The organism is Brevibacillus sp. SIMBA_040, from assembly GCF_046535075.1.
Classification (GTDB): Bacteria; Bacillota; Bacilli; order Brevibacillales; family Brevibacillaceae; genus Brevibacillus.
The window spans coordinates 75,000-88,016 of sequence record NZ_JAWRXI010000006.1; the positions used below are offsets into that span (position 1 = coordinate 75,000).

Below are 13,017 nucleotides of genomic sequence, written 5' to 3' on the forward strand. Positions count from 1 at the left end.
GCTTGCTATATCTATATGGCATCAAGCGTGTGAAAGGGGGGAGATGGATTGAATATTTTGCTTTGCTGCGCTGCAGGGATGTCCACCAGTCTGCTGGTCCAAAAGATGGAGCAGGCTGCAAAAGACAAAGGAATTGCCGCACGGATCTGGGCCGTTTCCGCAGATGAAGTAAAGAAGAACATTGAACAGGCTGATGTGCTGCTGATAGGTCCCCAGGTTCGTTACAAGCTAGCGGAAATGAAAAAGGAAGGGGATGCGAGAGGGATTCCGGTTGATGTAATCAGTACAATCGATTACGGAACGCTGAATGGCAAAAATGTGCTGGAATTTGCGCTGCGGTTAAAAAAGTAGAGGAGGGTATGTATGGGGGGATTTATTTCATTCCTGGAAAACCGCGTCATGCCAGTAGCCGGTCGGATAGCGGAGCAGAAGCATTTGCAAGCCATCCGTGACGGGATCATTTTAACCATGCCTTTGTTAATTATCGGTTCTCTATTTCTCATCATTGGCTTCATACCCATACCTGGTTATAGCGAATTCATGAGCGGGATTTTCGGTGATCAATGGCTAACCAAGCTATTGTACCCAGTGAATGCTACCTTTGACATCATGGCGTTAATTGTCAGCTTTGGCGTTGCCTACAGGCTCGCAGAAAAATACAAGGTAGACCCGTTATCAGCAGGCGCTATTTCCGTTGCATCCTTCCTGCTGGCAACTCCCTATAAAACGCTGTTTACCCCAGAAGGTGCCAGCACAGCAGTTGAGGTAGGCGGTGTGATTCCGGTCACGCTAATGGGCAGCCAAGGACTCTTTGTCGCGATGCTGCTGGCTGTATTGTCGACAGAGATTTACCGCAAAATCATCCAGAAGAAGATTGTGATCACCATGCCAGATGGTGTTCCCCCCGCTGTTTCCCGCTCGTTTGTTGCTTTGATCCCTGCATCTATCGTGCTTTTAGTTGTTTGGCTTCTCCGCATTGTGATTGAAAACACCACCTTTGAAAGCATCCACAACATCGTTGCAGATTTGCTTGTTGGGCCACTGAATGCTCTTGGCAGCAGTATGATTGGCGCGATTGTTTGCGTGCTACTGGTTCAATTGCTCTGGTCGCTGGGTCTCCACGGAGCAGCAATTGTTGGCGGCATCATGAGTCCGATCTGGCTAACCCTGATGGACCAAAACAGGGCTGCGTTCCAGGCTAATCCGAATGCGGAGCTGCCAAACGTTGTCACCACACAGTTTTTTGACCTGTGGATTTATGCAGGAGGCTCAGGTGCGACACTTGCTCTCGTCATCCTGATGCTGCTGCGGGCGCGCAGTGAGCAAATGAAAAACATCAGCAGACTCTCGATTGGCCCTGGTTTGTTTAATATCAACGAGCCAGTGACGTTTGGTATGCCGATTGTCATGAACCCGATTCTGATCATTCCGTTTGTTTTGGCGCCAGTTGTGCTGGTCATCATCAGTTATTTGGCGATGTCATTTGGATGGGTAGCAAAGCCGAGCGGGGTCGCGGTTCCTTGGACCACACCGTTAATTATTAGTGGTTATTTGGCGACGGGTGGGAAAATTTCAGGAAGTATCCTCCAGTTCGTAAACTTAATCGTGTCCCTGTTGATCTACTATCCGTTCTTCCGGATATGGGACAAACAAAAGCTGAGCGAGGAGCAAGCCGGCACTTCAGCAGTAGGAACAGATAAAGCAGTGCCGATGTAAAAATGGGTAGGAGATGGGGCTGTTGATGAAACTGATTGTCAATGCTGACGATTTTGGCTATTCCAAGGGGGTGAACTTCGGGATTATCGAAGCACACCGGGAAGGAATCGTCACGTCTGCAACCATGATGGTCAATATGGCCGGATTCACTCATGCTGCCCATCTGGCAAAAGAGAATCCGGGGCTTGGAGTAGGGATTCATCTGGTGCTTGACTGCGGCTCGCCAGTGAGTCAAGATGTGCCATCATTAAGCGACGAGCAGGGGCGTTTTCGGCGGGGGCAGGACCATTTATCTGCGGCAAATGCCGATGAGCTCCGGCGTGAATTGACGGCACAGATCGAGACTTTTCTGGCAACAGGGCTAAAGCTTACCCATATCGACAGTCATCACCACGTTCACGCGCATGAAGCAGTTTTGCCCATCGTGCTCCAACTGGCAGAGGAGTATGATCTGCCTGTCCGAAACCCGTGGACGCTGACTCCAAGCGAACAGGTGAATTGGCCGCAAATCAAAACGACTGAGGGCTTTATGCATCGCTTTTACGGTGATGATTTGAGTGTGGATACGCTGATAAGCATTTTGGACGAAATCGATCAAGCAGGCTTTTCGACCGTAGAAATGATGACCCATCCGGCATTTCTCGATGAGGAAGTGTTGAAGGGGAGCTCTTATAACCATCAGCGTGCCAAAGAGCTGCAAATTTTGACTGCGCCACTAATAAAGGAATATGTACAGAAACAGAAGATACAGCTGGTGAATTTCAACCAACTCGGATAGGTGGAGATCTATTTGGACCAGACAGACGTGATTTTTCAATTGATTTTGCATGGAGGCAATGCGAGAAGCTTGGCGATGGAGGCAATCGCCAGGGCGAAAAACAAGGACCTGGAAGGCGCACGAGACTCTTTAAACCGTGCAGGGGAGGAACTTAGCCTCGCCCACCAAAACCAGACTGCTTTAATCCAAAAGGAAGTATCCGGTGAGAAGACAGAGGTCAGCATGCTGTTGATCCATGCGCAGGATCATTTGATGAATGCCATGACTATCAAGGATTTGGCCACAGAGTTTGTGGAGTTGTACGGCCATATCCATACAGGCAAGGAGGCTGGAGTGTGAGCGGAATCAAAATCGTTACGATAGGTGGAGGGTCTAGCTATACGCCGGAGCTCGTAGAGGGCTTTATCAAGCGCTACGACGAGCTCCCTGTACGAGAGCTGTGGCTGGTCGACATTCCTGAAGGCGAGAAAAAGCTGCAAATTGTAGGTGCCTTGGCCAAGCGAATGGTGGAAAAAGCGGGTGTGCCCATGGAGGTCCATCTGACGCTCGATCGACGGAAAGCACTAGAGGGTGCTGATTTCGTCACGACCCAAATGCGTGTGGGCCTGCTCGATGCTAGGATCAAGGATGAGACGATTCCCCTGAAATATGATGTGATTGGTCAAGAAACGAATGGTCCAGGCGGTTTATTCAAAGGACTTCGCACCATTCCCGTGATTCTGGACATTTGCCGCGATATGCAGGAGCTGTGCCCGGATGCGTGGCTCATCAATTTTACCAATCCGGCAGGCATGGTGACTGAGGCGGTGCTGCGCTATACGAGCAGGAAAAAAGTAATTGGACTTTGCAATGTTCCGATCGGCATGCAAATGGGTGTGGCAACGATATTAGGTGTCGAGCAATCACGCGTCCATATTGATTTTGCTGGCTTGAATCACATGGTATTTGGCCTTGCGGTTTATGTGGATGGGGAAAATGTGATTTCCCAGGTGATTGACAAGCTGACAGGCGAGCAGTCCGGAATCACGATGCAAAACATCCTCGATCTGGGATGGGACCCCGATTTTATCAAGGCGCTAGGTCTTCTGCCGTGCCCTTATCACCGGTACTATTACCAGACGAGTGCGATGCTGGCGCATGAGCAGGAAGAGGCCAAGAAGCATGGTACGCGCGCCGAAGTGGTGAAGCAGGTTGAGGCGGAGCTATTCAAGCTTTACGAAGATCCGGATTTGAACATCAAACCGCCACAGCTGGAGAAGCGTGGAGGAGCGTACTATAGTGAGGCTGCCTGCAATTTGATTTACTCCATCTACAACGACAAGCGTGATATTCAACCAGTAAATGTTCGCAACAACGGTGCCATCGCCAGCATTCCGGACGATTCGGCGGTCGAAGTCAATTGCGTCATCACGCGAGAAGGCCCGATTCCGCTGTCCGTCGGTGATTTGCCAGTATCGGTACGTGGGCTTGTCCAGCAGATCAAATCATTCGAGCGTGTAGCGGCAGAGGCTGCCGTGACCGGGGATTATCATCAGGCGCTACTGGCGATGAATATCAATCCGTTGGTGCACTCTGATGTGGTTGCCAAACAGATTCTCGATGAAATGCTGGAAGCCCATAAAGATTACTTGCCGCAGTTTTTCAAGCCTGTATCATGAGCTATAAACTGCTGGCACTCGATGTGGACGGGACGATTTTGATGTCCAACCACACGCTGTCCAAGGTGACGCTGCAAGCGATCACAGAGCTTACCAGCAAAGGAGTCTATGTAACGCTGGCGACAGGAAGGGCCTATCCTTCTGCAAAAACGATAGCGAAGCAGTTTCAAATTCGTTTACCGCTCGTCTCTCATGACGGAGCGTATGTGGCTGATCCACTTACAGACCAGGTTCTGTTCGTAAAACGTATCCCGTCTGAGACAGCTGCCCGGATTACCGAAGTACTCGTGGAATATGGATTAGATGTTATGCTGCTGCATGAGTCATACGCGGTTACCAATAAGAGCTGGAAATGGAGAGACCTGTTCCCGTTATTGAACCCTTCTGCACTACGTCAGCTGTGGAAGAATCTATATCCGCTCAAGATCATGGCGTCCTGCCGGGTGGTTGACTACGTACGCGATAATGATGTGAGTATTCCAAAGATTTTCGTGATGGGAGAGCCAGAGCGTTTAGCTGCGGCCAGAAGGGATATCGCGAGAGCAGAATTAAAAGGAGTCAGGGTAACAACATCTGGGGGTCGCAATTTGGAAATTTTGCCGAATGGCGTCTCCAAGGCAACGGGCCTTGCTGTTCTCAGCGAAAGGCTGGACATTACTCCCGAGCAAATCGTGGCAGTAGGCGACAACTACAATGATGTGGAAATGCTGCAATTCGCAGGAATGGGAGTAGCCATGGGCAATGCACCTGACGATGTCAAAAAACTGGCGCGTCAAGTAACCGATACGAATGACCAGCATGGTGTTGCTGCCGTCATCCAAAAGTTTTTTCCAACAGGATGAAAACGGGAAGGGAGGAGTGCAATGATTCGTTTTACCGTGGAAGTAACCGTTAGCGGCGGTCTCCATGCCCGTCCTGCTTCTGTCCTGGTCAACCTGCTAGGTGGGTATCGCTCTACAGTCAAAATGATCTACAACAACAAGCAGGCAAATGGCAAAAGCATCCTCAGCGTCATGGCGCTGGGCGCAAAGACCGGAGATGAAATCACCTTTGAAATAGAAGGGGAAGACGAACGGCAAGCGGTTTCGGATGTGCAAGCATTGTTTGAACGAAATTTTGCGATCTAGCAGTCGTAGCAGTCGCATACAAAGCAATAAGCCGATGTCCTGATGAAGGGGCATCGGCTTTATTACGTAGGGGGCAATTATTATTTACTGTTCTTAAAAATTTTTAGGTTTAAGATCTTTAGCTTTTATACCAGCGAGAAAGAAATAAAGCTGGTGAGAGGAAACAGGAGAAAAGCGAAGGTCTTTGGGACCCTAACCAAGGCGGAGTGGAAAAAACGAAACACGGTTTTAAGCGTCCACCTTTGTGAAACAACTTGTGCATCCGCTACTTTGGACGCGGTTTCGTTTTTGGAACGGAGCCGGCCAGTGAATCCCCCTGCAAGGGGCCCAAGAACCTGGAGCCTTTTCTCCTGTTTCCTCTCCTCCACTAACTGCCCGCCCGAGCCCACTTGCGAAACACAACCGTCACTTTGAAGTAATCCCCATCAATCTCAATGGACAGCTTCCCGCCTTGCAGCTCGACGATGCTCTTTGCAATGGCCAGCCCAAGACCGGAGCCTTCTGTATTCCGTGATTGATCGGCCCTTTTGAAGCGTTCAAACAGCTCTTCTGCATCAAAGTCAATTTCATAGGCAGAGACGTTCTTGATCGTGAGAATAACCTCGTGGTCACGCTCAAACAAATCAATCAAGACACGCGTTTTGGGCATCGAATATTTTAATGCGTTGCCGATCAGGTTTTCAAAGACACGCCATGTCTTTTTGCCGTCGAGCGGAGCGTAGATTTTGGACTGCTCCGTATTGACGCGGAAGGTGAGCGGAGATTGCTCGATCTTGTCGCTGAATTCAGCGATCGCCTGATTAAGCAGGGCTGTTACGTTTACCTCCTCGATGTTCAGCTCAACCGAGCCGCTTGCCATTTTCGCCGCATCAAACAGATCGTCAATCAGGATGCGCAACCGGTCTGTTTTACGCTCTAATACTTCTACATAGCTTTTTACTTCTTCTGGAGACAGATTCTCGCGCTTGAGCAGGTCCACATAGTTGACGATGGAGGTAAGCGGTGTTTTTAAATCATGCGAAACGTTGGTGATCAGCTCTGATTTGAGCCTTTCACTTTTTACCTGCTCCTCCATCGCGTGCTTGAGGCCCTGTCGTATGTTGTTGAGCGAGTGAGCGAGCTCAGAAAGTTTGCCTTTTCGAATCTTTTCGATGGAGGCATTCATATTCCCGGACGCCATTTCGGATGCCCCGAGCAGGATACGATTCATCAATCCGATGCGCCGCAGGACATATGGAAACACAACAATCATATAAAACAATCCGTACAAAAAGCAGAGAATCAAGAGGGCACCCTCACCTTTGATCAAGGAAACGAGACCTATTGCGATGCTCATTCCAAGGCCGATGGTTAGGATGAACAAAGTCGTGACCTTAAAAAATACTCCTTTATTCGCAAAGCTCTCCCGGAAAAGGACGCGTTGTCTGGTCAACAGGCTTTGCTGCCATTGCTCTTTGAATAGCTCAGGTTGCTTGTACATGTGCCACCCCTCCAATAGCTGCAGGAGCCAGTAGGCAGTAAAAGCGGAAATGAAGCCTAGCGTAAAAAAGTGCTCAATATCCAGAGGTAAATAGAAGAACCGTATATTTGAAATCATGAGCAGATACGTAATCCCGAGTGGCAGCAATAGAATCAAGCGAATGTCCAGTGGAATGAGTCTGAACAGCGCCAAGCTTTTTGTTACGACTGAAAGTCTGATTGCGTTAATCATGCTCAAATACCACCAAAGCATAGCAGCGATCAAAAGGGCTACGGTAAGCAAGGCACATTCCTTTAATAAACGATCACGGATGGAATCAAAATAGACAGCGTCGGCTTGAATCTGGCTGTATCCTTGGGAATTTATCGGAACAAAGAAAGCCCCATTCCATTGATTGATCTGATACGTACGACTAATCCCTGAGAACTCACTGTATTTTTGATACGTGTTTTGCGGGAAGGAGATTGAGAAACGAGCTGTTCTCATCTCGGTTTCCGTAGGCTCATGATCGAGATTGGTATATACTTTGTGACTTTTTTTGTCATTTACATAATAGCTGATCGATCCGCTTCGGAGGGCTAAGCTGTTTTTGCTCTCCTCATAATCCTGATCCTTATTGGTTACCATTTCGCTAAGCTGCTTATCCCACCAAGCGACGTCCTTGGCATTTTGGTTTTTTTTGCGTTGTTCCATTTCAGTCGTGAGTCTTGCCACTTCTTCCGGCTTACCAGCGTTTCTGGCGTCCTCGATTTGCGGCATGTACTCTTGGGCAATACTCGCCTCGGCTTCATTCAGAGCATCCTCCCGTTGCCGGTTATACTGCTGGAGTTCTTCTTTCCCCAGCTTTTCTTGAGGAGTCTTCGTTTCATATCCTGCATAATCCACATGAACCTTTTTTACCAGCTCGACAAAATTCTGTAGCTCCCAGCGAAAACTGGAGCTTTGAAAGTAATTGTCTTTTTGCAAGTATTCACGATTGTGGTAGAGATCAGCCGCAGTCAACAAGGCGAGCGAAATGCTCACTACCAAGGCGAGCATTGCCAATAACGGAGTGCGGCTATTTTTCGATTTTGTATCCAATTCCCCATACCACCTTTAAGTATTTCGGTTCTTTCGGGTTGATTTCGATCTTTTCGCGTATGCGTCTGACGTGTACAGCGACCGTATTTTCCGCATTCAAATAAGGTTCCTTCCAGACGCGTTCGTAGATTTCCTCAATCGAAAAGACACGCCCCTTGTTGTCCATCAACAGCTCCAAAATCTTGTACTCAGTAGCGGTTAGCCTGATGTCATTGTCGTCTACCGAGACCGTTTTGGTGCTTTTGTTTAGCGTCAGTCCACGTACTTGTATTTCATCCTCGGTGACTTTGTAGGTGCCCAGATTGGTATAACGACGGAGCTGGGATTTGACCCGTGCCAACAGCTCGAGAGGATGGAAGGGCTTGGTTACATAGTCATCCGCTCCGATATTGAGTCCGAGAATTTTATCCGTATCCTCGGATTTTGCTGAAAGCATGATGATCGGAATGTTTTTTTCCTGCCGAATCTTGAACGTGGCAGTGATTCCGTCCATTTTGGGCATCATGATGTCGAGGATGATGAGGTGGATTTCTTCTTTTTCCAAAATGGCTAGCGCCTCAAGTCCATCGCCTGCTTTGTGGACGATCATAGATTCATTTTGTAAATAAATTTCGATCGCGTCTCTAATCTCAGCCTCGTCGTCGACAACGAGGACATGATAATTCGTCATGCTTTTTCCCACCTTACGAATGCATTCATGTTACTATCTTAACTGCCAGCTTTAACAAAACAGCATAGAAAACTCTTACAAATTTATTAAGGAATGAGTCCCTTCTCTTATAATCGGAGAATAGGTATGATCCATCATAGGAATGAGGTAAGATGTGATCAAGTAGAATTGAGAAAATTGGTGATGAGATTGCTAGAATGGACAGGGGAGCGGATCATCCCCAAGCTGCTGAAGCCTACGAACGGCATGCTGCTGGAGCACATTGCCAGATATTACTTTGCTACTCCTTATATCAGGGGAAGAGTTCTGGACATCGCTTGCGGGACTGGATATGGCTGTCACATGGTTGCCAAGGAACGCAAGAGAGAGCTGACTCGCCTCGTAGGAGTGGACATCGACGCTGAAACGATCTACTATGCCAATCGGGAGTACAACCATCAAAAAATTACGTATCAGACCGGTAATGCGATTGATCCCGAGCTTCCCGATCAGCTCGGACAATTCGATACGATACTCAGCTTTGAAACGATTGAGCATGTTGAGGACGATTTGCTCTTTATGGACAATCTGTACCGAATGCTAAAACCTGGCGGAACGCTTGTCCTCTCCAGTCCTTTTGGAAGAGGAAGAGGAATGCAGACGAGTGAGCCGTTTCACGTTCACCAGCTAACCCCGGAGGAATTCGAACAGCTTTTTGTCCGATTTTCGGATGTAGAGATTTACTATCAGCGAGGCGTTACCTTTGAAAAGCCGCGTGATGGCGTACGTTATTTTATCGGAGTCGCGGTCTGTACGAAATAAGCGCGAATTCGATCAACACAGAATGGGAGATGGCGAAACTGGCTGACTTTTTTAGATTGGGTATACGCAAGGAACTAGTATATACACTGCAAGAAAATGGGATTACCGAGCCCACTCCGATTCAAGAAAAATCCATACCCGTTATCCTTGCAGGAAAAGACGTTATTTCTCAAGCGCAGACGGGTACAGGAAAGACTCTTGCCTTTGTGCTGCCCATTTTGGAGCAGGCTGATCCACAGGCAACACATGTGCAGGCGTTGATTTTGACGCCGACCCGAGAGCTCGCCCTGCAAATTACGGCAGAAGTGAAAAAGCTGACAGCAAGGCTAGACGATATCCATGTGCTGGCTGTTTACGGAGGACAAGATGTCGACCGGCAAATGAGAAAGCTGGCAGGCAAGAAGCAGATTGTGATTGCGACTCCCGGTCGTCTGCTCGATCATTTGAGACGAGGCACGATTGAGCTATCTCAAGTTTCAACATTTGTTCTCGACGAAGCAGATCAGATGCTGCATATGGGCTTTTTGCCTGAGGTAGAGGAAATTATCGCTACGACCTCGCCGGATCGCCAAACCTTGCTTTTCTCCGCAACCATGCCCGCACAAGTACGATCACTTGCCAAACGCTTTCTGAGGCAGCCCGAGGATATCCAGGTGCAGGGCAAACGGATTACACTGGATGACATCAAGCAGATTGTGGTGGAAACGACCGATCGGCAGAAGCAAGCAACTCTACGTGGCTTGCTGGATGAAGCGCGACCTTTTCTGGCAGTCATTTTCTGCCGAACGAAGCGCAGAGCGAGTACCTTGAATGCAGCACTGCAAGGGTTGGGCTATATTTCTGACGAATTACACGGAGATTTGTCACAGGCAAAACGCGAAGACGTAATGAAACGATTCCGTGAGGCAAAGATTCAGTATCTCGTTGCTACGGATGTCGCAGCCAGGGGGCTGGATGTAGAGGGTATTACACACGTATTTAACTACGACATCCCTGAAGATGTGGACAGCTATATTCACCGGATCGGGAGGACAGGGCGTGCAGGAGAGCAAGGGATCGCGTATACCTTGGTAGCTGCGAAGGACCGTAATCTCTTGGAGATGATTGAAAAAGGGATTAAGCTGCCGCTTGAACGACTCGGGATGGAAAAGGATTCGCGCGAGCCAAAAACAGGAGCACGACAGCAAAAGGCTGGGACAACCAATTCTGGCGGAGGACGAGAGCGTAGAGGGGAACAAAAAAATCGCTCCAAAGGAAAAGAATCTGAGCGCAATGAACGCGGATTTGGGCGGAAGCGTCAGAGTGACGACCGTAGAAATAATGGTGAGGGTAAGGCTAACCATAATGCGAGAGGCGGGCGTGATCAGTCACGTGGAGATGAACCACGTAGCGATGACCGTCGAGGCAAAGAAAATGATCGCCGAACAGATGGGCAAAAGCGCAATAGTAAGCAAAATATACACAAGCCAAGTGAATTTGGAAACAAATCGAAGGACAACACTAGAAAGCCAAGCAGTGCGAGCAGCAGACCTGCCAAAACCCGGCGAAGCACTGACCGTTTTGACGCAAAGCCACCGAAAAGAGCAGGCTCTTCTTCTGCCCAGCGCACAACGAGAAAAAAGACGAGACAGCGATAAAAAACCGCTATCGAGGCTGCATGAAGTGTCTTTTCTCTGATTTAGCAGGAAAAGCAGGACCGTCCTCACCTAGACAGGTGAAAGGGCGGTCCTATTTTGTTTTTACTAAATCAGAACGGAATAAACTTCACGTATCTGCATCCTGATTGAGCACGATAACCTACCGTCTCACCGCGGTCAATGCTTCGATAGAGGTTTTCTTACGAGTCAGGAAACATACGTGAACGAGTGAGGAAGCGGAGTCCTTCAGGGCCCTCCAGCGAGAACATCCCGCCGCGCCCTTCGACTACATCGATGATGAGCTGGGTATGCTTCCAGTACTCATATTGTGCTTTCCCCATATAAAACGGGCAGCCGCCAATCTCACCAAGCAGCACATCCTGATCGCCGACAAGAAACTCACCGAGCGGGTAACACATCGGGGAGCTGCCGTCGCAGCAGCCTCCCGACTGGTGAAACATCAAGTCACCGTGCTTCGCTCGTAACCGCTCAATCAATTGCAACGCAGCATCTGTTGCGAGCACTTTTTCCTGTTGTTCCATACAATTAAAAGAATCCTAATGCCTGATCGCTGTAGCTAACCAGCAGGTTTTTGGTTTGTTGGTAATGAGCGAGCATCATTTTGTGGTTTTCACGGCCGATACCAGACATTTTGTATCCGCCGAATGCTGCATGAGCAGGGTAGGCGTGATAGCAGTTGGTCCAAACGCGACCTGCCTGAATTTCACGTCCGAAGCGATACGCTGTATTTACGTCTCGAGTCCATACGCCGGAGCCCAAGCCGTATAAGGTGTCGTTGGCGATGGAGAGGGCTTCTTCAGCATCCTTGAAGGTTGTAACGGAAACGACAGGACCGAAAATTTCCTCCTGGAAAATTCGCATTTTGTTGTGACCCTTGAAGACGGTAGGTTGAATATAGTAGCCGCCCTCAAGATCACCTGTGAGCTGTGCACGTGAACCGCCGATCAAGCAATCTGCGCCTTCCTGTTTGCCGATATCCAGGTAGGAGAGAATTTTCTCTACCTGCTCCAAGGAAGCTTGAGCACCAATCATCGTCTCCGTGTCGAGAGGGTTTCCTTGCTTGATGCTAGCTACCCGTTTCAGGGCGCGCTCCATGAATTGATCGTAAATGCTTTCGTGAATCAGTGCGCGGGAAGGGCATGTGCAAACCTCGCCTTGGTTGAGTGCGAAAAGGACAAAGCCCTCGATCGCCTTGTTGAGGAAAGCATCGTCTTGGGCACACACATCCGGGAAAAAGATGTTCGGTGACTTGCCGCCCAGCTCCAATGTAACAGGAATGATGTTTTGGGAAGCGTATTGCATAATGAGTCGACCTGTTGTCGTTTCACCCGTAAAGGCAATTTTGGCGATGCGATTGCTGGATGCGAGCGGTTTCCCTGCTTCCAGACCAAAACCATTTACCACGTTCACGACACCTGGAGGCAGCAGATCGCCAATCAGCTCCATGAGCACCATGATAGAGGCTGGAGTCTGCTCAGCAGGCTTGAGAACGACGCAGTTCCCGGCAGCAAGTGCAGGAGCCAGCTTCCAAGTAGCCATCAACAGCGGGAAGTTCCACGGAATAATTTGACCTACCACACCAAGTGGCTCATGGAAGTGATAAGCAACTGTATCGTTGTCGATTTCGGCGAGAGAGCTGTCTTGAGCGCGGACGGCTCCAGCGAAATAACGGAAGTGATCAATTGCCAGCGGGATGTCGGCGTTTAATGTTTCACGTACAGGCTTGCCATTTTCCCACGATTCCGCAACAGCCAAAAGCTCCAGATTAGCTTCCATGCGATCAGCGATTTTCAAGAGAATGTTGGAGCGCGCCGCTACAGAAGTGCGACCCCATGCCGTTTTTGCTTCATGTGCAGCATCGAGAGCCAGCTCAATGTCATCTGCGGAGGAGCGAGCTACCTCGCAAAACACCTTACCTGTGACAGGAGAGACATTTTCAAAGTATTCACCCTTCACTGGTGGAACCCAATTTCCCCCAATGTAGTTTTCATAGCGATTTTTGAAAGTCACCTTGGATCCGGCTTGGCCGGGTTGAGCGTAGATCATGCG

13 protein-coding genes are annotated in these 13,017 nt (G+C 49.1%); 9 read left to right on the plus strand and 4 right to left on the minus strand.

What is annotated here, in order from left to right; all coding sequences use genetic code 11:
• Positions 1-48: 48 nt before the first annotated feature.
• From SB752_RS11880 to SB752_RS11910, 7 genes are read left to right on the plus strand one after another with little or no spacing between them, the layout of a single operon-like run.
• Positions 49-351, plus strand: a complete 303-nt coding sequence (locus SB752_RS11880; RefSeq protein WP_213023640.1) for a PTS sugar transporter subunit IIB — start codon at positions 49-51, stop codon at positions 349-351.
• 12 nt (positions 352-363) lie between these two features.
• Positions 364-1,716: a PTS cellobiose transporter subunit IIC gene (gene celB / locus SB752_RS11885; RefSeq protein ID WP_410715855.1), complete on the plus strand. Its 1,353-nt coding sequence runs from the start codon at positions 364-366 to the stop codon at positions 1,714-1,716.
• Between the two features lie 25 nt (positions 1,717-1,741).
• The gene (gene chbG / locus SB752_RS11890; protein ID WP_410716056.1) at positions 1,742-2,494 is read left to right on the plus strand and encodes a chitin disaccharide deacetylase; all 753 of its coding nucleotides are present in this window, start codon (positions 1,742-1,744) and stop codon (positions 2,492-2,494) included.
• A 12-nt stretch (positions 2,495-2,506) separates the two neighbouring features.
• Positions 2,507-2,833 (plus strand): PTS sugar transporter subunit IIA, encoded by a 327-nt coding sequence (locus tag SB752_RS11895; RefSeq protein ID WP_410715856.1) that lies wholly within the window; start codon positions 2,507-2,509, stop codon positions 2,831-2,833.
• Complete coding sequence (locus SB752_RS11900) at positions 2,830-4,152, plus strand: 6-phospho-beta-glucosidase (protein WP_410715857.1); 1,323 nt, start codon at positions 2,830-2,832, stop codon at positions 4,150-4,152. Before SB752_RS11895 ends, SB752_RS11900 begins: the two co-directional genes overlap by 4 nt.
• The gene (locus SB752_RS11905) at positions 4,149-4,994 is read left to right on the plus strand and encodes a Cof-type HAD-IIB family hydrolase (RefSeq protein ID WP_410715858.1); all 846 of its coding nucleotides are present in this window, start codon (positions 4,149-4,151) and stop codon (positions 4,992-4,994) included. Before SB752_RS11900 ends, SB752_RS11905 begins: the two co-directional genes overlap by 4 nt.
• A gap of 21 nt (positions 4,995-5,015) precedes the next feature.
• Positions 5,016-5,279: an HPr family phosphocarrier protein gene (locus SB752_RS11910; RefSeq protein WP_410715859.1), complete on the plus strand. Its 264-nt coding sequence runs from the start codon at positions 5,016-5,018 to the stop codon at positions 5,277-5,279.
• Between the two features lie 367 nt (positions 5,280-5,646).
• Here the strand turns inward: SB752_RS11910 and SB752_RS11915 are convergent, their stop codons facing one another.
• Positions 5,647-7,839: a sensor histidine kinase gene (locus SB752_RS11915; protein WP_410715860.1), complete on the minus strand. Its 2,193-nt coding sequence runs from the start codon at positions 7,837-7,839 to the stop codon at positions 5,647-5,649.
• Complete coding sequence (locus SB752_RS11920) at positions 7,817-8,509, minus strand: response regulator transcription factor (RefSeq protein WP_410715861.1); 693 nt, start codon at positions 8,507-8,509, stop codon at positions 7,817-7,819. Before SB752_RS11920 ends, SB752_RS11915 begins: the two co-directional genes overlap by 23 nt.
• A gap of 177 nt (positions 8,510-8,686) precedes the next feature.
• On the opposite strand from SB752_RS11920, the gene SB752_RS11925 reads away from it, so the two are divergent.
• Complete coding sequence (locus SB752_RS11925; RefSeq protein WP_410716057.1) at positions 8,687-9,310, plus strand: class I SAM-dependent methyltransferase; 624 nt, start codon at positions 8,687-8,689, stop codon at positions 9,308-9,310.
• A 29-nt stretch (positions 9,311-9,339) separates the two neighbouring features.
• Complete coding sequence (locus tag SB752_RS11930; protein ID WP_410715862.1) at positions 9,340-10,947, plus strand: DEAD/DEAH box helicase; 1,608 nt, start codon at positions 9,340-9,342, stop codon at positions 10,945-10,947.
• A 200-nt stretch (positions 10,948-11,147) separates the two neighbouring features.
• Here the strand turns inward: SB752_RS11930 and SB752_RS11935 are convergent, their stop codons facing one another.
• Positions 11,148-11,489 (minus strand): DUF779 domain-containing protein, encoded by a 342-nt coding sequence (locus tag SB752_RS11935; protein ID WP_410715863.1) that lies wholly within the window; start codon positions 11,487-11,489, stop codon positions 11,148-11,150.
• A 4-nt stretch (positions 11,490-11,493) separates the two neighbouring features.
• Entirely contained in the window at positions 11,494-13,014 is a 1,521-nt protein-coding gene (gene adh, locus SB752_RS11940; protein WP_410715864.1) for an aldehyde dehydrogenase, read from the minus strand.
• Positions 13,015-13,017: the final 3 nt, after the last annotated feature.